This window comes from Clostridium perfringens ATCC 13124 (assembly GCF_000013285.1).
GTDB lineage: Bacteria > Bacillota > Clostridia > Clostridiales > Clostridiaceae > Sarcina > Sarcina perfringens.
Genome location: NC_008261.1, coordinates 2061974 through 2088689, shown reverse-complemented (window position 1 = coordinate 2088689; position 26716 = coordinate 2061974). Strand labels below are relative to the sequence as shown.

The window sequence follows — 26716 nt, the reverse complement described above, 5'->3', positions numbered from 1 at the left end:
GAATTGCTTATGTCATTTGAGAGAATAGATATTTCAGATAGAAGTGAACAAGAAGGAAGAAGTTGTGTAATCTTATATAACTTTGGAAATAAGGAATTAAAGAAAATACAAAACTTTGCTAGAATAATGGGAATAAAAGATCAAATAGTTTTAAATTCTAAAAATGGAGATGAAACTATAAAGAATATATTAGAAGATAAAATTGAAAAAATAGAAGGTGAAGGAGTTAAAGAAAGAGCAATAATATTTAATGCCATAGCTCCTGGAAAAGTTCATATATTTTTAGAAAACTTAAAAAAAGTAGGCATACAAAGACCTTTAGTTGCAATGGTTACAGAAACATCTATTAATTGGACTATTGATGTTTTAGTTAAAAATTTAATAGCTGAAAGAAGAGCATTAAGATCAGGAGATATGACTACTCACGAAAATAACTAATTTACAAAGTTTTTAATTTGTATTAATACAGAGAAATTAAATATTTTTTATACTTAAAATCTACAGATATTTTATCTGTAGATTTTTTTGAATTATGAAATTTTCTAAGAAGTTTTGTTTGTTAGTTCACACAATAAAAATAGGTATCAACTTTATTTGGGTTATGAAATCCAGTATATTTATTTGAGTTTAATTAGATCTTTTAAATTTTTTTCGAGTCAATTCTGTAAAAATAATAAATAATAAAACATTAACAATAAGTACTATTATGCTTCCTTCCAGTTTGCATAGACCTCCTGAAAGGAGTTTATTCCCTAAAAAATTAACTTCAAGTAAATTAGGATAATCACTAGCTAAAGATACGCTGCCTAAAATAATAGAACCAACTATGTTCCAGATAGAATGAATTATAATTGGAGTTACAAGTGAGTTTGTATATTCTAATATAGCTGTCATAAATAGGCTCATGGTTATAATATTTAATATTGGAATAATTCCATATGTTAATACACCACCATGCATAAGTGTAAATAAAGTAGTTGTTATAATAGTTGAAGTAATAACATTATAGTTCTCTTTTATCAATTGATATAAATATCCACGAATTAATAATTCTTGCATAATTATATTAAGAAATGCAGAGATTATCCATAACCATAATGAAGGAACATAATTTACTTTAAGGATTTTCATTGTCCCTGTTAATATTAAAATTAAAGTAGGAATTAAAAGCCAAATAAGTCCAACACCAATTCCAATACAAATATTAAAAAAAATGTTATTGAAAATATGTATAGTTTTTCTATCTATTATACAAAATATTAGAGTAATGGATATAATTAAAAGAAACGGAACTAATTCTGCACCAAATCTCCAAATAGCTGCATTATTTGAGGGTATTGTTGGTAAGATACTTCCAATAATGGCAAAAGAAAAAAAGAATAACATTCCTTTTAATAAGACATATAAATTTTTTTTCATGTGTAGCTCTCCTAAAATATTAAATTTTATAAATAAAGTATATATATTATATTAATATTTTATCATTTTTACACTTTGAAATCATTTATTATCTTATTTAGGAATGTTTTACAATTTAATTGTTTATTAATATCTAAAAGTTTTATAATTATAATATTTATATTTAATTAAAATTTATTGATTTTCCATCTGAAGTTAGAATTATTTCTCCATCTGTATCAGTTCTAAAGGTCTTAATATTATATTTTTTTATTATGTCTAAAGTTTCTCTATGTGGATGTCCATATTTGTTATCTTTAGCACAACTGATTATTCCATACTTTGGAGAAACAGCTTCTATAAAGGCATTGCTTGATGAGCTACTAGATCCATGATGACCAAATTTTATTACATCTGAATCAAGAGAATTTTTATACTTAGCTAAGGCTTCCTCTTCAGCTAACTTTTCAGCATCACCAGTGAATAAATAAGAAGTGTCACCAAAGCTTAATTTCATTATAGGAGAATAATCGTTAAGTTCTTCGTACTCTGATTTTTGAGGAGTAAATACCTCAAATTTAGCTCCTTCTCCTAAATCTATAACCATTCCACCTTTTAATTCTTTAGTTTTTAATCCTTCATCTTTCACTGCTTTAACAAGATTTTCATATGTTTTAGTTGTATGAGTTATTTTAGGAGAATAGAAAGCCTTTACTTCATATTCTTTAAATACATCAACCATTCCACCAATGTGATCTTCATGGGGATGAGTTGCAATAACTAATTCAAAATCATCAATGTTTTTAGCTTTTAATTGTTCTAATAGTTCTTTAGAATTACTTCTTGGACCAGCATCTATTAAAATATCATTTCCATTTACTTTTATATATGCTGCATCACCTTGTCCAACATCCATATAAGAAATCATAAGTTCAGAGTCTTTAGGAACTTTAGAGTCTTGTGTTAAATCTATTCCAAAATATCCAGCTAAAAGAACAACTATAATTCCAATAATTGAGCTAATAATTTTCTTTTTTTTATCCATGTAATAAATCTCCTTGTATTTTATTTATGAGAATTAAATTCATCAATAAGAATTATAGTTTAATATGAGATTTAATAGATGTACATTGTTTATATTAAGAGTAAACTTTTTAATAAAATTAAAATTATTATTCTAAAGATTTAATAATTTAAATCATCTTATGGCAATATAGATAATTGTTAATCTACAAGGAATAGTTAAATTGAGAGATAAAATATGATTTAGAGTATATTTAATTAATTTTATAGAAAGAATTTTCTATGATATCTGTTTAAATATAATATATGAATTAATTGAAAGAAATACAAATTAATGGTAAAATTAGGGATATAGTAAATGTTTAAATTAAATGAAAATAAAAAAATATAAATAATTATTTATAAGGGGAGAATAATTATTTAATTAAGTGTAGGTTTATGGGAATATAGGGGGAAGAGTATTATGGCAATCTTGGATATGTCTTTGGAAAAACTTTATGAATACAGAGGGATTAGCCCACTGCCAGAAGATTTTGATGAATTTTGGAATTCACAGTTAAGGGAATTAGCTAATTTAGACATTAAATTAGAATTAAAAAAAGCCGACTTTGAAAGTCCTATAGCAGAATGTTATGATTTGTATTTTAATGGTATTGATGGAACTAGAATATATGCAAAATTTATGAAACCTAAAGAAGTTAAAAGGAAAATGCCAGCTTTATTAGAGTTTCATGGGTATGAAGAGAGAAGCAATGACTGGAGTAATAATCTTCACTATGTAGCTAGTGGAATGTGTGTTGCAGTTATGGAGTGTAGAGGGCAAGATTACTTGAAAGAAGATTCTTGTAAGTTTAAATCTTTTAAGTCAAAAGGGCATATAGTTAGAGGATTAGTTGAAGGTAGAGAAAAATTGTTATTTAAAAATATATTTTTAGATACTGCTATTTTAGCTAGAATAGTAATGAATATGGAATGGGTAGATGAGGAAAGAGTTTTTGCAACTGGTGGTTCCCAAGGAGGAGCCTTAGCTTTGGCTTGTGCAGCCTTAGAAAATAGAATAAAAGGTGTTTATGCTTATTATCCATTTTTATGTGATTACAAAAGAATTTGGGTTATGGATTTAGGTGGAGATTCTTATGAGGAATTAATAAGATATTTTAAGTTTATAGATCCAAATCATGAGAATGAAGAATATGTTTTTAATACCTTAGGATATATTGATATAAAAAATATGGTCCACAGAATAAAAGGAAAAGTAAACATGGCTATAGGACTAAAGGATGATATATGCCCTCCATCAATTCAATTTGCTGCTTATAACAATATCCTATGTGAAAAAGAGCTAGTTTTATATGATTCTGGACAAAAGCCTTACTTCTTAAATTTAAAGGACAAGATATACAAGTGGGCAATAAATCTTTAAATTGAATAATATTTTATAATTGATATAATTATATTAGGGGATGAATTTTAGATTGAATTCATCCCTTTATACATATTTAGAAAGAAGATGAGTTTATGAGGATTATTGATAATGAAAAAGAATTTAAGGAATTCTGTAATGAAAAAGGGATAAGATTAGCTTATTTAAGTACTAATACATGTTGTGCTTGTAGCGTTTTAAAACCTAAAATAGAGGAATTAATAAAAAAGTACCATAATGCAAAAATTATAGAGGTTCAGGCTGATAAAAGTGTAGACATAGTATCACAATTAAGCATTTTTATGTTTCCAGCAATTATTTTATATATAGATGGTAAGGAGATTCTAAGAGAAGCTAAATATATAAGTGTTGTTGAATTAGAAAAGGTTATAGATAGATATTTTGAACTTTATAATTAAAAATAATAAACATATGAAAAAGGTTAGGTGATAATTCTAGGTTTTATTTCTATGTTTTATTAAAATATTTAATTCAATTTGATTTGTAAAATAAAATTTTATATACTATATACAAGTTAAATATGAATAATTTGACAATGTTTTAATATATTCTTAAAAGAAAGGAGATATTATGTGGGATTCACTAAAAAAAAGTTATAGACATTTAAAAAATATTTTAGGATTTGTTACTGATAAAAGAAATTATGAAAATATAAAGAAGCTTTTAAAAAACTACAAAATATTAAGTGATATATCAAATATAATAGTATCAGTTTTAGTATTTTTAAGTGGTATTCTTTTAATAATTTCAGGGATTTATCCTAGTATATTTTATAAGATAAAATTTTTAGACAATATATATAGTTTATCTTTTTTAAGGTTTTCACATAGAGCTTCAGTATTAATTGGATTAATGTTAATAATGACCTCTAAGGAAGTTTTCTTTAAGGTAAAAAGAGCTTATTATGTTACATTAACATTGCTTATAGTAGGAGGAGCCTTTGCCTTTGTAAAAGATTTAGATTACAAAGAAGGAATTTTTATTTTAGGAGTAATAATACTTCTAATATTATCAAAAAAGAGTTTTTACAGAAAAAGTATTCCCTATTAAGGTTACTAAATTAAGTGGTATATTATTAGTTCTTTCAATTGTAATGATTATCTTTGCAAGCTTTATACATAAATTTAACATACATTTTAGTAAGAATTATAAGTACTATGTAGACTTCTTCCATAGCACAAAGGGGTATTTAAGAATAGCATTATTCACTTATATAGCCTTTATAATATTTGTGATAATATGGTATTTAACAATGCCTAAAATAGAAGATGACGAAAGGTATATGGATGCTGATTTAGAAAAGGTATCAAAATTCTTTAAAGAAATAGATTATGGAACAATATTCTCCCATTTAGTTTATTTAAAGGATAAAAAGGTCTTTTGGGCTAATGAAGGAGAGTCCTTAATAATGTATAGCAAGTACAAAGATAAGATAATAGTTTTAGGAGATCCTATAGCCACTAAGGAAAATCTATATAGTTGTATAGAAGAGTTTCAAGCTTTTACAAATTTATATGGATATGATGTTGTTTTTTATGAAATAGAAGAAAAAAACTTTTCTACCTATCATGATGCAGGTTATTATTTCTTTAAGTTAGGAGAAGAGGCAAGAATAGATTTAGAAGAATTTAATTTGATTGGTTCTAAAAAGAGTGCCTTTAGAAATACCTTAAGAAGAGTTGAAAGGGAAGGATATAGTTTTAGTATTATAGAGCCTCCTTTTAATAATGAGGTAGTAAGTCAATTGAAGGAAATATCCGATAAATGGTTAGGTGACAGAAAGGAGAAGGGATTTTCTTTAGGATGGTTTAGTGAGGATTATATACAAAGATCGCCTATAGCTATTTTAAAAAATGAAGAAGAAAATAAGATTATGGGCTTTGTAACAATAATGGATGCTAATGATGGAGGGGAGACAGTAGCAATAGATTTAATGAGAATAGATAAAAATGCTCCTAATGCCTCTATGGATTACTTAATGCTTAATTTATTCTTAACATTTAAAGAAAAAGGATATAAATATTTTAGCTTAGGAGAAGCACCATTATCCAATGTAGGATTTAACACTCATTCACATTTACAAGAAAAGCTTGCAAGGTTAGTTTATAATAGTGGTAATATATTCTATAGTTTTGATGGACTAAGAAGATATAAGTCAAAGTTTTCTCCAATTTGGCAGCCTAGATATTTAGCATACCCTAAGTTTATGTCCTTACCAGAGGTGTTTATTAACTTATGTTTATTAATAGCTAATTCAAAGGAAAGAGTAGAGAAAAAATAAAAACGTATATTCTAAGTTAAGTTTGATTTAAAATTAAATCTTTATATCTAGCTTAATTAAGTTTATTATGTTAAAGAGAGTCTTTTACTTATAAGGCTCTCTTTTTATAAAAATTTACTTTTTATAAATAAAGCTTATTTTTTATATTGAAGTTTAAAAAAATAAGGGCATTATTTTTAATTTATTTAGAAGAAACAATGAGTTTTTAAATAGATATAAAAAATCTAAGGATTTAGGCTAAGATTTGTCAAATGAAAATGTTTTGAAGTGATTTTTAAGAGGTGTATAATAGTGTTAAATATTTAATAAAACATATTAAACTTTGTTTTATTAAGGAGGGTATAAATATGGGAAACTTTTTTTTAGAAAGTGATTTTAGAGCTTTTGATATAGACAAATCAAGAAGTAGAGATAAGGTAATATTAGAGAGAAGAAGAGTTGCTGCTGAGAAATTAAGAGAACTAAATAATTTAGGGCTTTTTGAATTTATGAATTCTAAAGGGTTAAGCTCTCATTGGGAAAAGCAATATATAACTAGTATAACTTGGCCACTAAAAAGAGTTAATGATGAATATGTGGATAGAATATATTTATCATATGGAAAAAATAGAGCTGATGTTAGAAAGCTTATAAAGGTTTTAAATTTATTCCATGATATTGAGGGAAGTAGAATAGAAGATGACATGGTATTTAATTATATTCCTCGCATTCAATTAGGATTAGACTCTAATTCTTGGAATACAGCTTTATATTTAGACAAGTATGGAGCCATAGAACAAAGAAATCTTGTTAATAAAATAAGAGAAAACTACGAGCTAAAAGAGAGATTTAAAAACATACTTATGGCTTTAGAAGAAAAGGGTTATAGATTATATTTAATTAAGGACAATAATCCTAGAAGTTATGAAGATGAAACAGATTATGTTGAGGATATAATAAAATATACAGACAGTGGAGAAAAATATGGATTAACCATAAGAAAAGATTATGATAAAAATCATGTTAGCAACTCAAGAAATGAAATATTAGATTTTGTTAAAAATGAATTTGATAATTTAATGGATGTTTATTATTTTATTTCTTGGGATTCAGAAGAGAATGACTATTTAAGATAATATCTATATTTTAAAAAGTTAATGACTTTAAATTATAAATTTAGAGTTAACTTTATGCTTAATCTTATAGATAAATAAAAATCTAGTATAAAATTCATAAAAGGAGTTATATCAAAATAAGTTTTATTGTTAACTTTTGATATAACTCCTTTTTATGTGATTTATTGTATCTATAAAAGCATTTTAAGAAAACTAAATACTTTTATTTAAATAGTTATTATTTTCAGTACTTTTAATTTTACTATTAATAAGTCTTTTTATAGAAAAATATAGCTTAGTAAAGGATGAAACTAAAACAATTCCAGTAGCTATGGAACCAGCTAACATTAGTGTATTGCATCCTAAGGATAAAGCCTTATCTATATTTCCTTTTAAGGTTTCTAGCATTGTATAGAACATGCCTCCTCCAGGAACTAGAGGAATTATTCCACAAACTAAAAATACTAATACAGGAGCTTTTAATACCCTAGCTGAAATCTCAGAGAATAGGGCTATGAAAATAGCAGCTAAAAAATAATTAAAGCTTTCATTTGTGCTAATAAAACTTGAGGAAAAAAGATAAACAAACCATCCTAAACCGCCGCATAGGGAAGAGAAAAATAAGTTTTTACCTTTTATATTAAATATTATTCCAAAACCTAAAGAACTAAAAAATGCATATATTGAGTTTATTATTAGGTTCATATAGCCATACCCCCATAGTGATTTATTAATATAGATAAAATACTAGCACTTCCAATAGCAATTCCTACAGCTATTAAAAAGGCTTCAATAAATTTAGCACTTCCAGCAACTAAATCACCAGCTATTATATCACGAAGTGAGTTAGTTATAGCAAGTCCAGGTACTAAGGGCATTAAAGAACCTATTATTATTTCATTTAGATTAGGAGCAATATTAAATCTTACTGCAAGAAAAGCTAGCAATGATGCCAAAGCTCCAGATATTATATTTACAAAGAAATTATTTGTCTTTAAAATATTAAAAAAGTATGCAAGAAGACAAAGAACTATTCCTATAAAACCTGAGACTAAAGAATCCTTTAAATTACCTCCAAAAAGTAGAGTAAATGTTGAAGCTGAAATTAAATATCCTAATATTTTTATTTTAAGAGGATATTCTTTTTCATCAGCTATACTACTTAGCTTTTTTTCAGCATCTTCAATAGAAACTTTATTAAAGGCAACCTCTCTTGAAAGGTTGTTTAATTTAGCTATTTTATCTAAATTAATAGTTCTACTTGTTACCCTTCTAGTTCTAGAAATTGCATTTTTATATGTTTTTATTGTTATTATTATGTTTGTAGGAATTACAAAAACATCAACTTTTTCTATTCCATAAGCCAAACAGATTCTGCTCATGGTTTCTTCAACTCTATACGTTTCAGCGCCATTTTCAAGCATTAGAGTACCAAGTTCAGTTGAGAAATTGATAATTCTATTAAAATCCATATGTACCTCCAAATAAGTATGTAAAAATTAATAAGAAATATTTTTTCATTATTACAATATTTCTTTTCTATTATACTTTGAAGAAGAGTTTATTATAAAGACTTTAAATTAAAAAAATGTAAAAAATATGTTTTTTAATGGAAAATAGCTAATAGATTTGTATTTATAATTTAGTTACTATAGTTAAAATTTTGCATAGATTAATTATGAATGGAATTTATTAGGGAGGATGAACTATAATGGCTATTTTAGATTCTAAAGTTGGACATATAAAAAGTAGAATTTCTAAAGATAGGGTTGTATTAAAAACAATGTATCCATTTAAAAAAGGAGAGTTAGCAGATGAAGTTGAAATAAATTTATACTTAGAAGGAAGTAATAGGGTAATAAAAAAAGAATTGCCTTATGGTGGATATAATATGCATTTGTTTTTAGGAGATTTTTTAGGCAGTGGAAGAGATTGTATTTTGGTGAAGGGAAGATTTCAAGGTTCTGGTGGAATTGCTATTTTATTATTATATGAATATGATAATGGAGAAATAAGAGAAATAACTAATCAGTGGGAAATAAGTGCTAGAAACAAAGCTATTATAAGATACTTACCAAATTATAAAGTAGAGGTATCTTACGGAGCGAAAGAAAAATATATTGTAGATCTTTCTTCAAAGGATAAATCTTACTTAAATCTTATATATGATGAAAAGGGAAATGTAAAATTAAAAATTAATCCTGGTATTTCTGATATTAATACCTATTATGAAATAAAAGAACTTGGAAGTAATAAATATGATTTTTTAATACGCCAAAATATCATAGGAATAGTACTAGTAGATGTTATAGGTATAATACAAAGTAGAGTTGTATTTAATCTTAATGGAAACTTTGTCATAAAAGATAGGGAACTTATAATAAGTAAAGATAGAAATTTGAATAACACCCATAATTAATTGTAATTTAATACCTAAAATAGTATAATTAAAGCAAAATATTGTGTTTATAATATTTTGCTTTAATGAGAGGTTTACTATGGGGGGAAAAGAGATGAGAAATTGTAAAGAACTTAAGCATGAGAAAAATGGTAACGTTACCGAAAAAATAGGAAAAAACAAAGGAAAAAGCAAAAAAGTGTCTAAAGATGAAAGTTTATTAAGCTTTGATTTGTTTTTAGAGGGAAAAGAACATTCAGCTTATAAGTTTATGGGGGCTCATTTTGTAACTGAAAATAGAAAAAGGGGTGTAAGATTTACTACTTGGGCTCCAAGGTCTAGCAAAATATATGTTATAGGTGATTTTAATAATTGGGAATTAAAAGAAGAATACTCCATGAAAAAAATTAATGAAAGAGGAATATGGAGTTTATTTCTTCCTAAATTAGAAGAGGGTATAAAGTATAAATTTGCAGTAGTAAATGAATGTGGAAATAATACAGTATATAAGGCTGACCCATATGCATTTAAATCAGAATTAAGACCTAATACAGCCTCTGTACTTACTAAAATTAAGAGTTTTAGATGGGGAGATAAGAGATGGCTTAATAAAAGAGAAAAAGAAGGTTTAGATAATAAACCTATGAATATATATGAACTTCATTTAGGGTCTTGGAAGAGAAAAGATGGAGAGTTTATGACCTATGAAGAAATAAGCGAAGTACTAGTAGAATATGTAAAAGAGATGGGATACACCCATGTTGAGTTCATGCCTATAAATGAACATCCCTTAGATGCTTCTTGGGGATATCAAGGCGTAGGGTATTACTCAGTTACAAGTAGATATGGAGATTTAAATGGATTAAAGGCTCTTATAAATAAACTTCATAAAAATAATATTGGAGTATTACTAGATTGGGTACCTAGCCATTTTTGCAAGGATGAGCATGGATTATTTATGTTTGATGGATCACCAACCTATGAATATGGAGCTTGGTGGAAGGCTAATAATGAAGGATGGGGAACATGTAATTTTGATTTAGGAAGACCAGAGGTTAAATCCTTTTTATTTTCCAATGCTATGTACTGGATAAATGAATTTCATATAGATGGATTAAGAGTAGATGCGGTTTCTAATATGCTTTATTTAGATTATGGAAGAGAATATGGAGAATGGGAACCAAATATCTATGGAGGAAATGGAAACCTTGAAGCTATTGCATTTTTAAAAGAACTAAATACAATTATAAAAAAAGAAGGAAAAGGAGCAATTACAGTAGCTGAAGAATCAACTTCATGGGAAGGAATTACTAAACCGGTTGAAGAGGATGGATTAGGATTTGATTATAAATGGAACATGGGATGGATGAATGATACTTTAAGTTATATTGAGTTAGATCCAATATACAGAAAGTATCATCATAATAAAATGAATTTTTCAATGATGTACAATTATTCAGAAAAGTTTATTCTACCAATTTCACATGATGAGGTTGTTCATGGCAAGAAATCTCTTATAAATAAAATGTGGGGAGATGATTGGAAGAAGTATGCTGGTCTAAGACTTTATGCTTCATTTATGATGGGACACCCAGGGAAAAAATTAATGTTTATGGGATGTGAATTTGGTCAGTTCGTTGAATGGAGAGAATGGGAGGAGCTTCAATGGAATATTATTGAAGAATTTGATATACACAAAAAAACTCAGGAGTATTTTAAAGCATTAAATCATTTTTATTTAGAGAATAGTTCTTTATGGTCCCTTGATTATGAAGAAGAAGGCTTTAAATGGATTGATGCTGATAATTCAGAAGAAAGTGTACTTTCATTTATAAGAATTGGAAAGAATAAAAAGGAAAAATTAATATTTATATGTAATTTTACTCCAGAGGTTTATTATGATTTTAAAGTAGGGGTTCCAGAACTTGGAGAATATGTTGAGGTCTTTAATTCAGATTCCTTAGAATTTGGAGGGGCAGGAAATATTATGGGAGATAGTATTTTAAAAGCCACAGAGGAAAGTTTTAAAGATTTTGATTATTCAATAATTGTTAAGGTACCTCCATTAGGAACTTTAGTTTTAAAAGTAAAATAAGAAAGAAAAGGCTACTATAAATCTAAGTACATAATATTATTTTACTTTGGATAAATAGTAGCTTTTATTACATAAATAATTAATAGAGGAGCATTTTATATGTTTGATTCTGTAAAAAGAAAACTTGTTTGTTATGATGATAATGAATACTACATAGAGATTAGTCCTTTAACTAATACCATAAGAGCAACCTTATGTTGTAAGGGGGCAATTGAGGCTTATTTAGTTGGAGATTTTAACAATTGGGAAAAAAGCGAAAATTTTAAGCTTAATTGGGGCTTGGATACTAATGATGGTAGAGTAAAAATGATTAAAGATATTACCTTTCCTTGTGGACTAAAGAAGGGTGAATATAAGTATGGATATATAATTATTACTCTAGATGGAAAAGAAATATATGTAGATAACTTAAATGAAGAGAAAAATGATTTTTATTTCCTTTGGGAGCCCTTTGAAGAATCCTTAGAAATAAAAAGTTCAAGAGATTTTATATCTACTAGATACCCAGTTGAATTAATAGCTGTTAAAAATTCATTTTATGGAAATATAACCATTGAAGATGCGGTTCTTTCCATAGAGAACTCTTTAAAGGGAGTAATTTTAGAAAATGGTTTTTTAAAGATTAATGAGGAAGTAGCCCCTGGCACTAAAATTATAGTAAAGGCCTATGATTCTTTAAATGACATGACAGCTTATAAGGAAATTGAGGTTAGAGAAGAAGGGGAAAAAGGGACTTTTGTACAATTTTTAAAGAATGATGGATTATATTATGGAGAAAATTTCAGCTGGAATATTTGGGGCTTTGGAAAAAATAGCTCAGGTAAAGAATTTAATTTAAATATTAAAACAGATTTAGGTGTAGGAACTTTTGTAGATGAAGAGAAATTTATAGTAAGAAAGAGAACTTGGGGATGTAACTGGGTAAATGATTGGAATGAGCAGACATATACTTTTTATTTAGGTAAGGAAGATAGAAATTTATTTTGCATATATGAAAATAATAAGATATTAACTTCTTTAAAGACTGCCATAGAAGAAACTACCCCTAAAATACAAGTTGCCTTAATGGATCATAAAAATACTATAAAAGCATATCTTTCTCATAAGCCTTTAATTGGAGTTAAGTATGGATTGTATATAAACGGAATAAAGGCTAAGGGAGTTTCAACCCTAGTTAGAGAAAATGAAAAAGAAGTTTTAATAACTAATCTTCCAAGTGATATAGATCCATCAGATTTATTAGAAGTAAGAGCTTCTAGTATGTTTTCAAGTTGCAAAGTAATAGTAAGAGATTATTTAAATGATTATTATTATGGAGGAAATGACCTAGGTGTAAGATTTAGTGAAGAAAATATAAGCTTAAGGTTGTGGGCACCTACTGCTAAAAAAGTAGAATTGTTAATATATGAAGATTATAAATCTCTAAGGGAAAATCCTTTAAGAAAATATGATATGAATAGGGAAAAAGAAAATGGAACTCATTTAATTAAAGTGCAAAGAAAAGAAAATGAGGGTAAATATTATTTATACAGATTATATTTTAATGATTTAAGCAAAGAAGGTAAACATGTAAATAAGATAACCTATGCTGTAGATCCCTATGCTGTTTCAGTAGGAGTAAATGGAGAAAAGGGAGCTTTAGTAGATTTATTTAGTAAAGAGTGTGTACCAGAAGGATGGAATAAGTATAATAAACCTAAGTTAATAAATAAAGAAGATTCAATAATTTATGAGATGCACATTAGAGATTTTACCATAAATGAAAATTCAGGAGTTTCTGAAAGCTTAAGAGGAAAATTTTTAGGGGCAGTTGAAGAGGGAACTTTCTATATTAATAAAGAAAATGGAAATAAGGTTAAGACAGGATTAGATCATTTAAAGGAATTAGGGATAACCCATGTTCACTTGCTTCCAGTCTTTGATTTTTCTTCTGTTAATGAAGAAATAACCAAGGATGAAAATAATAGGAATTGGGGATATGATCCTAAAAACTTTAATGCCATAGAAGGAAGTTATTCAACAGACCCATATACACCTTCAAGAAGAATAATAGAGTTTAGAGAGATGATAAAAAAGTTTCATGATAATGGAATAAGAGTTGTATTAGACATGGTTTATAATCATATGTATGAAACTAGTAATATGGATAATATAGTTCCTTTATATTACTTTAGAAGTGATAAATTAGGAAAATATACAAATGGATCTGGCTGTGGAAATGAAATGGCCTCTGAAAAGCCTATGGTTAGGAAATTTATTTTAGATTCAATATTACATTGGATTAAAAATTATCATATAGATGGATTAAGATTTGACTTAATGGAACTTATAGACTTAGATACAATGAAGGAAATAGTGAAGAGAAGTGAAGAGATTGATGAAAAAATACTTATTTATGGGGAGCCTTGGAAAGGTGGAGATTCTCCTTTAAGTAATGGAACTTACAAGGGAAGTCAAAAAGGTCTTGGATTTTCCATATTTAATGATGATTTTAGAAATGCTCTAAGAGGAAATAATGACCCATCTAATGGATTTATAAATGGAGAACAGCACAATAAAAATAAAGCTTGGCAAGTTATAGAAGGAATTAAGGGGTCCATAAATTCAATAACCTATAAACCTATGGAAAGTATAAATTATTTAGAATCACATGATAACTATACCCTATGGGATCAAATAGTAAAAAGTCAAAATCATAGTGTGGAAAAGGGACATTATAGAGATTTTAATGAAGAAAATATATTAGATAATTTTTATGTTAAGGAAGATTTGCTTGGAGCTTCTATATTATTTACTTCTCAAGGAATTCCCTTTATTCAATCTGGAGCTGAAATTTTAAGATCTAAAGATGGAGATCATAATAGCTATAAGAGTCCAGACAGTATAAATGCTTTAAATTGGGCAGAGAAAGAAAAGTATATTGATGTTTTCAATTATTATAAAGACTTAATAAGTTTAAGGAAAAATCACAGTGCTTTTAGAATGAAAAACCCAGAGGATATAATAGAAAATTTAGAAGTTTATTTTTATGACAATAATGATACTAGCGGAGTAATAATAGCTCACTATAAAAATAATGCTAATGAAGATTTATGGAAAGATATAGTGGTAATATATAATGGAACTACCATTGATGATTATAATGTAATTTCTTCTATGCCTAAATCAAGTAATGGCTTTTGGAATATTGCAGTTAAAAATGGGGGTGTAAATCAGTTTGGTATAGAAAGAGTAAGTGAGGATGAAATTCCTAAAATAAAATCTCATTCTATGATGATCCTTTATGATGAATAAAAAAGATAAATAATTTTTAAAAGACTACATAGAATATATCTATGTGGTCTTTTTTGCTTTTAAATTAAGGTAACAAATAAAAAAATAAGTAATATATTAAAGTTAGAAAGAATATATAGGATTATTAAAAAGGAGTAAGAGATGAGTAGAATTTTAAGTATTTTAAATATATGTGAGAAAAGCCTAGCTTATAGGGATTATCATGAGTATATATTAGGATTAATAAAAATATATACTGAAAATAAATTGAAGAACTATAAAGAGGACAATTTAGAAAAATTAAGGAAGATGAATAATATAAATTACTTATTAGAACAAAAAAGAACTGATTTCTTTTGGAGAATGAATAGAATGTTTCAGGGACTTGATTATGATGAATTAAAAACCTTAAAAAAAGATAGTAAAAGTTATGAAATAAAAAGAAATGTTAATGAGGTTATAAAAGAAAAAAGAAATAAAAAATGATAAAGAGAAATACTTTAAAAAGTATTTCTCTTTATCATTAAAAGATTATTTTTCAACTTCTCCATCCCATTTAGATATTCCATCTTTCATGTGAACAAGATTTTTAAAACCATTTTCCTTTAAAATATCTACAGCCTCAGCACTTCTTTTTCCGCTTCTACAGTAAACTAAAACTAATTCATCTTTAAACTTTTCTATATCACTTAGGTTTTCCTTAAGTTCCTTAACTGGAATTTGAATTGCATTTTTTAAATGTCCTTCAGCAAATTCATCTTCATTTCTAACATCTAAGATTAGAGTAACTTCCCCGTCATTTATAAGTTTTTTAGATTCGTCTATTGATATATCCTTTGAAACTGCTTCAGATTGAGTTTCGCTTGAGGATTCAGAGCTTGTCTGTGTATTAGCATCCTTATTTTCAGTGTTATTATTACCGCATCCTACAAATAAGCTAGCTGTTAAAGTCAAACTAAGTAATAATAATGATATTCTTTTCATAAATATCCTCCCTATCTTAAAATATACAAATAAAATTTAACATATTATTACATGATAAGGCAATTAAGAAAGTGTTAATATTTAAGGGCTTAGCTTAAGGTTATTGACAATTACTTTAATAATCTTTATAGTTAACTGTGTGAAATTATGTTTATAATTATAGATATTAAAAGGTATTTTATTATCTAAAGATAGATTTTTCTAAAATGGAGATGAACAATGAAAAAAAACAAACTATCAATTAAAACAATTGTAGCTATAGGAATTGGCTCAGCAGTTTTTATGATATTAGGTAGATTTGGTTCTTTGCCTACAGGAATTCCTAATACAAACATAGAAACAGCATATGCGTTTTTAGCTTTAATGGCATTGTTATATGGTCCTTTAGCTGGTTTTTTAATAGGATTCATAGGACATGCTTTAAAAGATATAGTATTCTTTGGATCACCTTGGATAAGTTGGGTTTTTGCTTCAGGTATAGTAGGATTAATAATTGGATTTGGAGCTAGATTTATAAAAATTAATCAAGGAGTATTTAAGTTAAAGCAAATATTTATGTTTAATTTAATACAGATAATTGCCAATGGAGTGGCTTGGTTTTTAGTAGCACCAACTTTAGATATATTAATTTACTCTGAACCTGCAAATAAGGTTTATCTACAAGGGGTAATTGGTGGAATTTCTAATATGGTTACTGTTGGAGTTTTAGGAACTATTTTAATAGCTAATTATGCTAAGACAAGAATACAAAAAGGTAGCTTAAGAAAAGAATATTAGAAGTATATGAGGTTGTGGGAAAGATATTTTCAGACAACCTTTTTTTGAAGTTTAATTTAGGAGATGTATAAAACTTAAATATAGAGTTAAAAAATAATATATACAATTCCTTAACTTAAAATGACTATTTGTAAAGGAGATTGATATGGAAAGAAAAGCAATAATAGAGTTTAAAGATTTTACTGCTCATTATACAGTTCAATCAAAGCCAACTTTAAATAACATAAATTTAACTATATATGAAGGAGAAAAAGTTCTTATAGCTGGTCCTTCAGGATCAGGAAAAAGTACATTAGCTAACTGTATAAATGGATTAATACCATTTTCAACTGATATTGAAATTTCAGGAAGCCTTAAAATAAAAGGAAAAGAAACTAAAGATTTAAGTGTTTTCGAAATATCTAAAATGGTAGGAACTGTACTTCAGGATCCTGATAGTCAATTTATAGGATTAACAGTAGCTGAAGATATAGCTTTTAAACTAGAAAATAACTGTGTATCTCAAGAAGATATGAAGAAAAAAGTTAATTATGTATCAAAAATAGTTGATATAGAAAATAGATTAGAATTAGCTCCATATAGGCTTTCAGGAGGACAAAAACAGAGAGTAACTTTAGCTGGAACTATTGTTGATGATGTTGATATACTTCTTTTTGATGAACCTTTAGCTAGCTTAGATCCAGCAGCAGGAAAAGCTTCTATAGAACTTATAGATAAAATACAAAAGGAAGAAAAAAAGACAGTAATAATAATAGAACATAGATTAGAAGAAGTTTTAAATTGTGATGTAGACAGAATAATACTTATGAATGAAGGAGAAATTATTGCTGATACAAATCCAAATGAAATATTAGCTTCTAATAAATTAAAAGAGTGTGGAATAAGAGAACCTTTATACATAACAGCTCTTAAATATAGTGGATATGAATTAAATAAGGAAATGAACCTTGAGAATATAGACAAGTTAAAGCTTAGTGATGATGGCGAGAAATTAAAAACTTGGTATAAGAGTTTAAATTTTAATAAGAAAGAAAGAGAAGAAGACACCCTATTAGAATTTAAAAATGTATCTTTTTCTTACGATAAGAAAAAAGATATATTAAGTGATATTAATTTTAAAATTAATAGGGGAGACATAGTAAGTGTAGTTGGGAAAAATGGTGCAGGTAAATCAACTATATCTAAGATCATATGTGGATTTTTCAAAGAATCAAAGGGAGATATATTATTTGAAGGAAAAAGTTTAGATGGAAAGACTATTAAGGAAAGAGGAGAAGAAATAGGAGTTGTTCTTCAAAATCCAAATCAAATGATATCTAAAACAATGATTTTTGATGAGGTTGCATTAGGCTTAAGAGTTAGAGGGATTGATGAAAAAGAAGTTAAGGAAAGAGTAATTGAAACCCTAAAAACCTGTGGTTTATTTCCATATAGAAATTGGCCAGTTTCTGCACTTAGTTTTGGACAGAAAAAGAGGGTTACTATAGCTTCAATACTAGTTTTAAATCCTAAGGTTATAATACTTGATGAACCAACAGCAGGACAAGACTATAAACATTATAATGAAATAATGGAGTTTCTTCTAAAACTTAATAAAAAGGGAGTTACAATAATTTTAATAACTCATGATATGCATTTAATGCTTGAATATACAGACAAGGCTATTGTAATTTCAAATGGACGTAAAATAGCTGATACAACATCAGCAGAAATACTTACAGATAAAGAAGTTATAGAAAAGGCAAGTTTAAAAGAAACATCATTATATGATTTAGCCTTGAAATTTAAGTTGGAAGACCCTAAGGATTTTGTTTGTAAATTTATTGATTTTGACAGGGGGGCAAGAAATTAGTGGATGCAATGCTTACATATATAAAAAAGGATTCTCCTATTGATAAACTTACTGGAGCAACTAAGCTTATTTGCTTTATATTTTGGACATTAGCTGCCATGCTTACATATGATACAAGAGTATTAATTGGCATGCTTATATTTAGTTTAATTATATTTAAGGTCTCAAAAATAGAGTTTAAAGAAGTTTCTTTTATAGTTTATTTTATATTATTCTTTTTACTTTTAAATGATTTAGCCATTTTTATATTTTCACCTTATGAAGGAGTTAATATATATGGAACAAGACATGATATATTTCATATAGTTGGACCATACACACTAACATGGGAACAATTATTTTATGAGTTTAACGTTACATTAAAATATTTATCAGTTATACCTATGGCACTTTTATTTATACTTGCAACCAATCCAAGTGAATTTGCTGCATCTTTAAATAAAATAGGTGTTAGTTACAAAATATCATATTCTGTATCAATAGCTTTAAGATACATACCAGATATTCAAAGGGAGTATCATGATATATCCTTTGCTCAACAAGCAAGAGGAATTGATATGTCTAAAAAAGAAAAGTTAGGAAAAAGAATAAAAAATATATCTTCAGTTTTAATGCCACTTATTTTTTCAAGTTTAGATAGAATAGAAAATATAAGTACAGCAATGGAACTTAGAGCCTTTGGAAAGAATAAAAAAAGAACTTGGTACAATGAAAGAAAATTTTCTAAGGGTGATTACTTAGCTATTATTGTAGTTATCTTAATATTTGCTTTATCATTATACTTTACATTTAATAATGGAAGTAGATTTTATAATCCCTTTGTAAAATAGTAAATAAAAATATAATTTAATAGTGAATATAAAGCTTACAAACATATTCCGAGAATTACTAGATTTCGTTAAGAATTTATAATTATTACTCCGAAGATATTACTAAAACTTCGAAACTTGCTACGCTTCGAACAGTCTCAGTTTTTTAACGTAATATCTTCTTCATAATAATTTAAATTCTAAAACTCATCTAGATATTCTCTTCATAATGTTTGTAAGCTTTATTATTATATTTTTATACAGCCCTTTTATTTTATTATAATCGAAAGCGATCTTGTTGATTATTTTAGGGTAATAGAAAAATAAAAGATGAAAATAAAATAAATATTAATAAATTTTAAACAAAGTGTTGAAATTGTTAATAAATATAAGGTATATTTGTATGTGAGAAATTTAAATGTAATTTTAAAGTTTAAGGAGATTATAAATGTATGATAGTCAGAAAGAAGAGAAAAAATTAAAGAGAAAATTGTTTTTTAAATTCTTTAACTACAATTTCTTAAAGGATAGAAATATAGAATATAAAGAGTTTAGATATGGTGATAATAAAAGAGATTACTATAGAGTATATAAAGGCTATGATAAAAGAAAGCCTACCATATTCTTTATATATAGTGGAGGTTTATGGAATGGGAGCCCTAAAGGGTGTGCAGCTATAGGGAAGTTTTTCTATAAATATGGATTTACTGTAGTAATTCCATCCTATGAGTTAGCGCCAGAACATAAATATCCAGTTCAAATGGAAAATATATTTTCAGCATTTAAACACTATGTAGAAAATAATAAGCCTAATAGAATAGTAGTTATGGGATATTCTTCAGGGGCAGATTTAGCTGCAAACTTAGTTTACAATGAAGACATGAAAGAAAAATTCAATATAGATACAAGCATAATATCTTCTTTTATAACACTAGGAGGAACCTTAGATTTTAGCCAATGTAATTCTAAAGAATATGAAAAGTATATAAAAAAATATTTATACGGAAAAGAACAGATTTTTGATGTTAATCCAATAAATTTACTAAAGGAAGATTCGCCTAAAATTCCAGTACTGTGCGTTCATGGAGCTAGGGATTCTATAGTAAGTTATGAAAATTCTAAAAGATTTGTAGAAAAGGTAAATAAATTTAAAGGAGATGGACAATTTTTAAAATTAGAAGGATATCAACATTTAGATTTGTTAAATTTATTTATAGGAGTAGGCAATGAAAAAACTGGAGATATAATGAGTTTTATTAATAGATTTTAATTTATTTAGATCATAGTAATTTTACTATGATCTTTTTTATTTAAGATTAAAAATTCTTTGAATATTAATTTAGACCAAGTACTAATGGAAAGTAAATTTAGGTCAACAGAATGAAAACCTTAACTACTTAATATATTAAAGTATAAAAAAAATAATGTTTAATTTGTGAAAGCGCTTTCCTGACTTTTTTTGAAAATATTAATAAATTTAAAATAAATTATATATAAAGTATTAATAATAAATGAATGAAAAAGAGAGAGAGAATCTAAAGGATAATACAGGATAAAAAAGAATAATTTGTAAAGAGTAATTTTGTATAAAGTATAAATTATATAACTAATTACTATAAAATTGAAAATAAAATATTAAAATAAAAAAAACACATGGAAAGATAGCGCTTTCACGGTTTAATATTATGTTGTAAACTCGAATATTAAGTTAAAAATATCTTATGAATATTAGTTTATTACATTTGATTATTAATTTAATTTTAGTTTATTACATAATCTTTAAAGTAAGAATTATTTTAATAGGTATTAAGGAGGAATATTAAAATGAAAAAGAAATTTCTTTCTGCTGTGTTAGCAGTACTTACAACAGCTACTTTACTTGCAGGGTGTGGAGGTTCAAGTGATGGACAAGCATCATCAGGTGATACTGGTTCTAAGGGAGACAAAATGAAGGTTGGAATGGTTACTGATGCCGGAACAATAGATGATAAGTCATTTAACCAAGGAACTTGGGAAGGAATACAAAAAGCTGAAAAAGACTTAGGAGTAGAAGCTAAGTATTTAAAACCAAGTGGAACAACAGAAGCTGATTACTTAAAAGAAATAGGAAATCTTTACGATGCAGGATTCAAATTTATAGTAACTCCAGGATTTAAATTTGAGACAGCTATATATAAAGGACAAGAAAAATATAAAGATGCTAAATTTGTATTATTAGATGGTGCTCCTCATTCAGGTGCTAAGGATGCAAAGCCAGAAGTAGGTCCGAATACGGTTTCAATATTCTTTGCTGAAGAGCAAGCAGGTTTTATGGCAGGTGTTGCTACAGCATTACAACTTAAAGAAGGTCAATTAGGATTTATAGGTGGTATGGAAATTCCACCAGTACAAAAATTTAACTGGGGATTCCAACAAGGGGTAGCCTTTGCTAATGAAAAATTAGGAACTCACATGTCTCTTGAAGCAAAAAATGTTATATATCAAGGATCATTTGATGACTCAGCTGCAGGTGGACAAATAGCTGCTCAAATGTATGACAATGGAGTAAAAGCTATATTCTGTGCTGCTGGTGGTGTTGGTGTAGGAGCTATACAAGAAGCTAAAAATAGAGCTGCTTCAGGAAAAGAAGCTTGGATAATAGGTGTTGACGTTGACCAATACGACGATGGTATATATGAAGGAGATAAATCTGTAATACTTACTTCAGCAGTTAAGAGAATAGATCACGCTTCTTATGACATGATAAAGAAAGAATTAGATGGAACTTTCCCAGGTGGACAAACTTTATTATATGATGCAAAAAATGATGGTGTAGGTTTACCTGATAAGAATCCAAACTTAAGTGAAGAAACTATGACTGAAGTAAATAAAGTATTTGAACAGTTAAAAAATGGAGAAATAAAAGTTTCTAACGAGCAAGGAGACTTAATAAATTAATTCAAAATTCAAGGAAGTTTTTATTAAGGGGATGGAGCTTCCATCTCCTTTTATTATCTAATCCAATAATAAAATAAATTTATGATATAAAAATTAGAATTATAAGTAATATAGAATTTGAGTGTTAAGGAGGATAACTTATGGAATATGTAGTAGAAATGCTTAATATCCGTAAAGAATTTCCTGGTATAGTAGCAAATGATAATATAACTTTGCAACTTAGAAAAGGAGAGATACATGCTTTACTTGGAGAAAATGGAGCTGGTAAATCTACTTTAATGGGAATTCTTTTTGGAATGAACCAACCAGATAAAGGGGTTATAAAGGTTAGAGGTAAAGAAGTGAAAATTACTAATCCCAATGTTGCAAATGATCTTGGAATAGGAATGGTACACCAACATTTTAAATTAGTTGAAAATTTTACAGTAACTCAAAATATAGTTTTAGGATGCGAGCCTAAGATTCTTTTTGGATTAGGAATGGATTTAAACAAGGCAGCTAAAAGAATTGAAGAATTATCAAAGCAATATGGATTAAATGTTGACCCTAATGCAAAGATTGAAAATATATCTGTTGGTATGCAACAAAGGGTTGAAATATTAAAAATGCTTTATAGAGATGCTGACGTTCTTATATTAGATGAACCTACTGCAGTTTTAACCCCTCAAGAAATTGATGAACTTATAAAAATAATGAAAAATCTTATAAATGAGGGAAAATCAATAATAATTATAACTCATAAACTTAAGGAGATAAAAGCTGCTGCAGATAGATGTACAGTTATAAGAAGAGGTAGATACATTGGTACTGTAGATGTAAAAACTACTAGTGAAGCTGAAATGGCTAAAATGATGGTAGGAAGAGAAGTATCCTTTAAAGTTAATAAAAAGCCTGCTAAGCCTGGTGATGTAGTATTAGATATTAAAAATCTTTCAGTTAAGAATAATAAGAAAGTATTAGGATTAAAGGACTTTTCTATTGATGTTAGAGCAGGAGAAATAGTAGGTATAGCAGGGGTAGAAGGTAATGGTCAAAGTGAACTTATTGAGGCTATTACAGGACTTAGAAAAAGTGAAAGTGGAACTATAAACTTCAAAAACAAGGATATAACTAGAGAATCTATAAGAAATAGAATAAACTCAGGTATTGCACATATTCCAGAAGATAGACATAAGAGAGGACTAGTTTTAGATTACACAATTGAAGAGAATATGGTTCTAGAAGTATATGATAAAAAACCATTTTCAAATAAAGGTTTATTAAACAAAAAAGAAATAAAAAAATATGCAGAAAAAATAATAGATGAATTTGATGTAAGATCTGGAGAAGGGGCTGAATCTATAGCAAGATCTCTTTCAGGAGGAAATCAGCAAAAAGCAATTATAGGCCGTGAAATAGAATTAAATCCAGAACTTTTAATAGCAGCACAACCTACTAGAGGACTTGATGTAGGATCTATAGAGTATATTCATAAAAGACTTGTAGAGCAAAGAGATAGCGGAAAAGCAGTGCTTTTAGTTTCTCTTGAATTAGATGAAATATTAAATGTTTCAGATAGAATTGCAATAATAAATAACGGAGAACTTATAGGTGTTGTAAATGCAGATGAAACTAATGAAAATGAAGTAGGTCTTATGATGGCTGGTATAAAAGGAGGAGAAAAGCATGAAGTTTAAACAGTTTATTATATCTTTAATGGCTATTATATTAGGACTTATTGCTGGTGCTATTTTAATGGCTATTATGGGTCACAATCCAATAGATGGTTATTCTTTCTTATTCAAAGGTGGACTTATGAACATAGAAAGAATAGGAAATACTTTAGCTACGGCTACTCCTTTAATATTAACAGGACTTTCCTTAGCCTTTGCATTTAAAACTGGATTATTTAATATTGGTGCTCCAGGACAAATGCTTATGGGTGGATTTTTTGCTACAGCAGTAGGATTAACAGTGAAATTACCAGCTCCAGTCTTAATACCATTAATGATTCTTGCTGGTATTCTTGGAGGAGCTATATGGGCATTTATTCCTGGTGTTTTAAAAGCTAAGTTTAATGTTCATGAGGTTGTTTCAACAATAATGATGAACTGGATAGCATATTGGATAGTGTATTACATGGTTCCTATGTACTTTAAAGGGGAATTCTTAGAAACTGAATCAGCACAGCTTCCAGCGGCAGCTACTTTAAGAATACAAGCACTTACAGACTTTTTCCAAGGATCATTTATAAATATAGGAATATTAATTGCACTTATTTCTGTATTTGCAGTTTGGTTTATATTAAATAAAACAGTTTTAGGATATGAATTAAAGGCTGTTGGATTTAATAGAGATGCTGCAGAATATGCAGGTATTTCAGTAAATAGAAATATATTATTATCAATGATGATAGCTGGTGCTTTAGCAGGACTTGCAGGTGTTGTTCAATACACAGGAAATGCTGTGAGCATACAAATAGGTGTTATGCCTACACAAGGATTTGATGGTATCGCAGTAGCTTTACTTGGTGCAAATACTCCTATAGGAGTTTTATTCTCAGCTTTATTCTTTGGTCTTCTATATACAGGAAAAGGATTTATGAATGCTATGACAAGCATACCTCCAGAAATAGCAGATACTATAATGGCTACAATAATATACTTCTCTGCTACAAGTGTAATAATGGAGAGAGTGCTTAATAAATTCCAAAAAAGAAAGAAAGATAAATTAAATAAAAATACTAATCAAGAAACAACTAAAGAAAGGGTGGTGAGCAAATAATGTGGGAAACAATTCAACAAATATTTCCTTATGCAATAGCTTTTACTATACCTCTTTTAATAACCGCATTAGGTGCTTTATTTTCTGAAAGAAGCGGTGTAGTAAATATAGGACTTGATGGTCTTATGATCGTAGGATCTTTTAGTGGGGCATTTACAGTATCAAAGCTTCAAGAGGCTATGCCAGGTAGCTCACTTCCTTTATGGATTGGTTTAGGAGTTGCAGTTTTAGTAGGAATATTATTCTCATTATTACATGCATTTGCAAGTATAAATTTAAATGCAGATCAGGTAATAAGTGGTACAGCTATAAATATGATAGCTGGAGCTTTAACTGTATTCTTAGCTAGAAATATGACAGGTAGTGGTAATATAAGAATTATGCAAGGTTTTATACCGAAGGATGTTCCAGTATTATCTTCAATACCAATAATAGGAGATTTATTCTTTTCAAAAACTTATGCAACTACATGGTTAGTTATTTTAATACTTGCTATAAGTACATTCTTATTATATAAGACAAGTTTTGGATTAAGACTTAGAGCTTGTGGAGAACATCCTCAAGCTGCTGATGCTGCAGGTATAAATGTTTATAAAATGAGATATATAGGTGTTATGATATCAGGAGCATTTTCATCTCTTGGTGGAGCTATAATACTTGTAACTTACGGTGGAGAATTTACAGGAAGTGTTGCAGGACTTGGATTCCTAGCCTTAGCTGCTTTAATCTTTGGTCAATGGAAGCCATGGGGAGTATTAGGAGCAACATTCTTCTTTGGATTTGCTACAACTATAGCAAACGTATCTCAAATAATACCATCACTTTCAACTATACCTCCAGTATTACTTAAGATATTCCCATATGTAGTTACTTTAATCGCATTAATAGTATTCTCTAAAACATCTCAAGCGCCTAAGGCTGCTGGAGAGCCATATCAAAAGGATAAGAGATAGTAAATTTTAAAAACGTATCTCTGGATAGTATTTTATTATATCCAGAGGTAGGTTTTTTATTTTGAAATATATTTTTAGAGAGAATTAATTTAAAGATAAAATTGTAAAAACAAGATTAATTTATTTTATATACTTTATATTTTAAAGATAATTAGCCATAATAGAGTTAAATAAAGTTTAAATGGAGGAATGAATTATGTTAGCTAAAGACTTTTTGGATTTTAAAAATTGGTGTGTTGTTGGTGATGTAGGAAATGAAAAAAAGTATGCATATAGAATTTTAAATAAGCTTAAAGAAAATGGATATAATGCTTTTGGAGTTAGCTTAAAAGATGGAGAAAACATATTTAAAAGCTTAAAAGAAGTTCCTTGTAATATTGAGGTTATAGATCTATGTATAAACCCTATTAAGGGAATAGAATTTATTAAAGAGGCTAAAACTTTAGGAATAAATAAGGTTTTAATTCAACCAGGTGCTGAAAGCGAAGAAGTTTTAAATTTTTGTAAGGAGAATGGTATCTGTGCTATAGAAGGATGTGCACTAGTTGAACTAAGTAGAAGGTAATATTTAAAAAGTTCGCATGTTTAATAAAAAAGTATTTATTGAATAGGTTTAAATTATAAAAATATGTTTT

The 26716-nt window shown here is 27.6% G+C and carries 24 protein-coding genes; 19 read left to right on the top strand and 5 right to left on the bottom strand.

The window, feature by feature from the left end; all coding sequences use genetic code 11:
- Nucleotides 1–9: 9 nt before the first annotated feature.
- Nucleotides 10–438: a DUF3783 domain-containing protein gene (locus tag CPF_RS08990; RefSeq protein WP_003449615.1), complete on the top strand. Its 429-nt coding sequence runs from the start codon at nt 10–12 to the stop codon at nt 436–438.
- Between the two features lie 189 nt (nt 439–627).
- Here CPF_RS08990 and CPF_RS08985 read toward each other — a convergent pair whose 3' ends face one another.
- Both CPF_RS08985 and CPF_RS08980 read right to left on the bottom strand, forming a co-directional pair.
- Entirely contained in the window at nt 628–1419 is a 792-nt protein-coding gene (locus CPF_RS08985; RefSeq protein WP_003468110.1) for a CPBP family intramembrane glutamic endopeptidase, read from the bottom strand.
- Nucleotides 1420–1582: 163 nt separating this feature from the next.
- Nucleotides 1583–2443 (bottom strand): ComEC/Rec2 family competence protein, encoded by an 861-nt coding sequence (locus CPF_RS08980; protein WP_003468075.1) that lies wholly within the window; start codon nt 2441–2443, stop codon nt 1583–1585.
- A 441-nt stretch (nt 2444–2884) separates the two neighbouring features.
- On the opposite strand from CPF_RS08980, the gene CPF_RS08975 reads away from it, so the two are divergent.
- The 5 genes from CPF_RS08975 (at nt 2885) to CPF_RS08960 (ending at nt 7261) form a co-directional block, all read left to right on the top strand.
- Nucleotides 2885–3844, top strand: a complete 960-nt coding sequence (locus CPF_RS08975) for an acetylxylan esterase (RefSeq protein WP_003467999.1) — start codon at nt 2885–2887, stop codon at nt 3842–3844.
- A 95-nt stretch (nt 3845–3939) separates the two neighbouring features.
- Entirely contained in the window at nt 3940–4263 is a 324-nt protein-coding gene (locus CPF_RS08970; RefSeq protein WP_003449654.1) for a thioredoxin family protein, read from the top strand.
- A gap of 172 nt (nt 4264–4435) precedes the next feature.
- Complete coding sequence (locus CPF_RS15150; RefSeq protein ID WP_011590906.1) at nt 4436–4915, top strand: hypothetical protein; 480 nt, start codon at nt 4436–4438, stop codon at nt 4913–4915.
- Between the two features lie 202 nt (nt 4916–5117).
- A complete protein-coding gene (locus tag CPF_RS15145; RefSeq protein WP_233419452.1) occupies nt 5118–6146 on the top strand; it encodes a phosphatidylglycerol lysyltransferase domain-containing protein in 1029 nt (342 codons plus the stop codon).
- Nucleotides 6147–6493: 347 nt separating this feature from the next.
- Nucleotides 6494–7261 carry a hypothetical protein gene (locus tag CPF_RS08960; protein ID WP_003481696.1) on the top strand — a complete coding sequence of 256 codons (768 nt, stop codon included), beginning with the start codon at nt 6494–6496 and terminating at the stop codon, nt 7259–7261.
- A 192-nt stretch (nt 7262–7453) separates the two neighbouring features.
- Here CPF_RS08960 and CPF_RS08955 read toward each other — a convergent pair whose 3' ends face one another.
- Nucleotides 7454–7945: a threonine/serine exporter family protein gene (locus CPF_RS08955; protein ID WP_003456089.1), complete on the bottom strand. Its 492-nt coding sequence runs from the start codon at nt 7943–7945 to the stop codon at nt 7454–7456.
- Entirely contained in the window at nt 7942–8712 is a 771-nt protein-coding gene (locus CPF_RS08950) for a threonine/serine exporter family protein (RefSeq protein WP_003449600.1), read from the bottom strand. The genes CPF_RS08955 and CPF_RS08950 overlap by 4 nt, the downstream gene beginning before the upstream one ends.
- 239 nt (nt 8713–8951) lie before the next feature.
- On the opposite strand from CPF_RS08950, the gene CPF_RS08945 reads away from it, so the two are divergent.
- The 4 genes from CPF_RS08945 to CPF_RS08930 all read left to right on the top strand — a co-directional run bounded on the left by CPF_RS08945 (nt 8952) and on the right by CPF_RS08930 (nt 15492).
- Complete coding sequence (locus CPF_RS08945; RefSeq protein ID WP_011590904.1) at nt 8952–9659, top strand: hypothetical protein; 708 nt, start codon at nt 8952–8954, stop codon at nt 9657–9659.
- Between the two features lie 79 nt (nt 9660–9738).
- A complete protein-coding gene (glgB, locus tag CPF_RS08940; RefSeq protein WP_202795154.1) occupies nt 9739–11733 on the top strand; it encodes a 1,4-alpha-glucan branching protein GlgB in 1995 nt (664 codons plus the stop codon).
- Nucleotides 11734–11832: 99 nt separating this feature from the next.
- Nucleotides 11833–15027, top strand: a complete 3195-nt coding sequence (gene pulA, locus CPF_RS08935; protein ID WP_011590902.1) for a type I pullulanase — start codon at nt 11833–11835, stop codon at nt 15025–15027.
- Nucleotides 15028–15168: 141 nt separating this feature from the next.
- Entirely contained in the window at nt 15169–15492 is a 324-nt protein-coding gene (locus tag CPF_RS08930) for a hypothetical protein (protein ID WP_011590901.1), read from the top strand.
- A gap of 45 nt (nt 15493–15537) precedes the next feature.
- Here the strand turns inward: CPF_RS08930 and CPF_RS08925 are convergent, their stop codons facing one another.
- Nucleotides 15538–15990 (bottom strand): rhodanese-like domain-containing protein, encoded by a 453-nt coding sequence (locus tag CPF_RS08925; protein ID WP_003449631.1) that lies wholly within the window; start codon nt 15988–15990, stop codon nt 15538–15540.
- 219 nt (nt 15991–16209) lie between these two features.
- Between CPF_RS08925 and CPF_RS08920 the strand changes: the two genes are divergently transcribed.
- From CPF_RS08920 to CPF_RS08880, 9 genes are all read left to right on the top strand, one after another.
- Nucleotides 16210–16767: an ECF-type riboflavin transporter substrate-binding protein gene (locus tag CPF_RS08920; RefSeq protein WP_003456002.1), complete on the top strand. Its 558-nt coding sequence runs from the start codon at nt 16210–16212 to the stop codon at nt 16765–16767.
- Nucleotides 16768–16912: 145 nt separating this feature from the next.
- A complete protein-coding gene (locus tag CPF_RS08915; protein ID WP_011590900.1) occupies nt 16913–18619 on the top strand; it encodes an ABC transporter ATP-binding protein in 1707 nt (568 codons plus the stop codon).
- A complete protein-coding gene (locus tag CPF_RS08910; protein ID WP_003449576.1) occupies nt 18619–19449 on the top strand; it encodes an energy-coupling factor transporter transmembrane component T family protein in 831 nt (276 codons plus the stop codon). The genes CPF_RS08915 and CPF_RS08910 overlap by 1 nt, the downstream gene beginning before the upstream one ends.
- Nucleotides 19450–19876: 427 nt before the next feature.
- Nucleotides 19877–20698 (top strand): alpha/beta hydrolase, encoded by an 822-nt coding sequence (locus CPF_RS08905; RefSeq protein WP_003468054.1) that lies wholly within the window; start codon nt 19877–19879, stop codon nt 20696–20698.
- Between the two features lie 554 nt (nt 20699–21252).
- Nucleotides 21253–22365 (top strand): BMP family lipoprotein, encoded by a 1113-nt coding sequence (locus tag CPF_RS08900; protein ID WP_003449596.1) that lies wholly within the window; start codon nt 21253–21255, stop codon nt 22363–22365.
- Between the two features lie 140 nt (nt 22366–22505).
- Nucleotides 22506–24041 (top strand): ABC transporter ATP-binding protein, encoded by a 1536-nt coding sequence (locus CPF_RS08895; RefSeq protein ID WP_003449708.1) that lies wholly within the window; start codon nt 22506–22508, stop codon nt 24039–24041.
- The gene (locus CPF_RS08890) at nt 24031–25128 is read left to right on the top strand and encodes an ABC transporter permease (protein WP_003449685.1); all 1098 of its coding nucleotides are present in this window, start codon (nt 24031–24033) and stop codon (nt 25126–25128) included. Before CPF_RS08895 ends, CPF_RS08890 begins: the two co-directional genes overlap by 11 nt.
- Complete coding sequence (locus CPF_RS08885; protein ID WP_003449510.1) at nt 25128–26081, top strand: ABC transporter permease; 954 nt, start codon at nt 25128–25130, stop codon at nt 26079–26081. Before CPF_RS08890 ends, CPF_RS08885 begins: the two co-directional genes overlap by 1 nt.
- Nucleotides 26082–26277: 196 nt before the next feature.
- The gene (locus CPF_RS08880) at nt 26278–26646 is read left to right on the top strand and encodes a CoA-binding protein (protein WP_003455912.1); all 369 of its coding nucleotides are present in this window, start codon (nt 26278–26280) and stop codon (nt 26644–26646) included.
- Nucleotides 26647–26716 lie beyond the last annotated feature (70 nt).

Bases quoted from the DNA above. Each gene is read 5' to 3' on its own strand.
- CPF_RS08970 (WP_003449654.1), top strand. From the start codon at position 3,940: ATGAGGATTATTGATAATGAAAAAGAATTTAAGGAATTCTGTAATGAA.
- CPF_RS08920 (WP_003456002.1), top strand. From the start codon at position 16,210: ATGAAAAAAAACAAACTATCAATTAAAACAATTGTAGCTATAGGAATT.
- CPF_RS08980 (WP_003468075.1), bottom strand. From the start codon at position 2,443: ATGGATAAAAAAAAGAAAATTATTAGCTCAATTATTGGAATTATAGTT.
- CPF_RS08930 (WP_011590901.1), top strand. From the start codon at position 15,169: ATGAGTAGAATTTTAAGTATTTTAAATATATGTGAGAAAAGCCTAGCT.
- CPF_RS08955 (WP_003456089.1), bottom strand. From the start codon at position 7,945: ATGAACCTAATAATAAACTCAATATATGCATTTTTTAGTTCTTTAGGT.
- CPF_RS08885 (WP_003449510.1), top strand. From the start codon at position 25,128: ATGTGGGAAACAATTCAACAAATATTTCCTTATGCAATAGCTTTTACT.
- CPF_RS08880 (WP_003455912.1), top strand. From the start codon at position 26,278: ATGTTAGCTAAAGACTTTTTGGATTTTAAAAATTGGTGTGTTGTTGGT.
- CPF_RS08945 (WP_011590904.1), top strand. From the start codon at position 8,952: ATGGCTATTTTAGATTCTAAAGTTGGACATATAAAAAGTAGAATTTCT.
- CPF_RS08975 (WP_003467999.1), top strand. From the start codon at position 2,885: ATGGCAATCTTGGATATGTCTTTGGAAAAACTTTATGAATACAGAGGG.
- CPF_RS08905 (WP_003468054.1), top strand. From the start codon at position 19,877: ATGTATGATAGTCAGAAAGAAGAGAAAAAATTAAAGAGAAAATTGTTT.
- CPF_RS08895 (WP_003449708.1), top strand. From the start codon at position 22,506: ATGGAATATGTAGTAGAAATGCTTAATATCCGTAAAGAATTTCCTGGT.
- pulA (WP_011590902.1), top strand. From the start codon at position 11,833: ATGTTTGATTCTGTAAAAAGAAAACTTGTTTGTTATGATGATAATGAA.
- glgB (WP_202795154.1), top strand. From the start codon at position 9,739: ATGGGGGGAAAAGAGATGAGAAATTGTAAAGAACTTAAGCATGAGAAA.
- CPF_RS15145 (WP_233419452.1), top strand. From the start codon at position 5,118: ATGCCTAAAATAGAAGATGACGAAAGGTATATGGATGCTGATTTAGAA.
- CPF_RS08950 (WP_003449600.1), bottom strand. From the start codon at position 8,712: ATGGATTTTAATAGAATTATCAATTTCTCAACTGAACTTGGTACTCTA.
- CPF_RS08900 (WP_003449596.1), top strand. From the start codon at position 21,253: ATGAAAAAGAAATTTCTTTCTGCTGTGTTAGCAGTACTTACAACAGCT.
- CPF_RS08990 (WP_003449615.1), top strand. From the start codon at position 10: ATGTCATTTGAGAGAATAGATATTTCAGATAGAAGTGAACAAGAAGGA.
- CPF_RS08925 (WP_003449631.1), bottom strand. From the start codon at position 15,990: ATGAAAAGAATATCATTATTATTACTTAGTTTGACTTTAACAGCTAGC.
- CPF_RS08890 (WP_003449685.1), top strand. From the start codon at position 24,031: ATGAAGTTTAAACAGTTTATTATATCTTTAATGGCTATTATATTAGGA.
- CPF_RS08915 (WP_011590900.1), top strand. From the start codon at position 16,913: ATGGAAAGAAAAGCAATAATAGAGTTTAAAGATTTTACTGCTCATTAT.
- CPF_RS08985 (WP_003468110.1), bottom strand. From the start codon at position 1,419: ATGAAAAAAAATTTATATGTCTTATTAAAAGGAATGTTATTCTTTTTT.
- CPF_RS08960 (WP_003481696.1), top strand. From the start codon at position 6,494: ATGGGAAACTTTTTTTTAGAAAGTGATTTTAGAGCTTTTGATATAGAC.
- CPF_RS15150 (WP_011590906.1), top strand. From the start codon at position 4,436: ATGTGGGATTCACTAAAAAAAAGTTATAGACATTTAAAAAATATTTTA.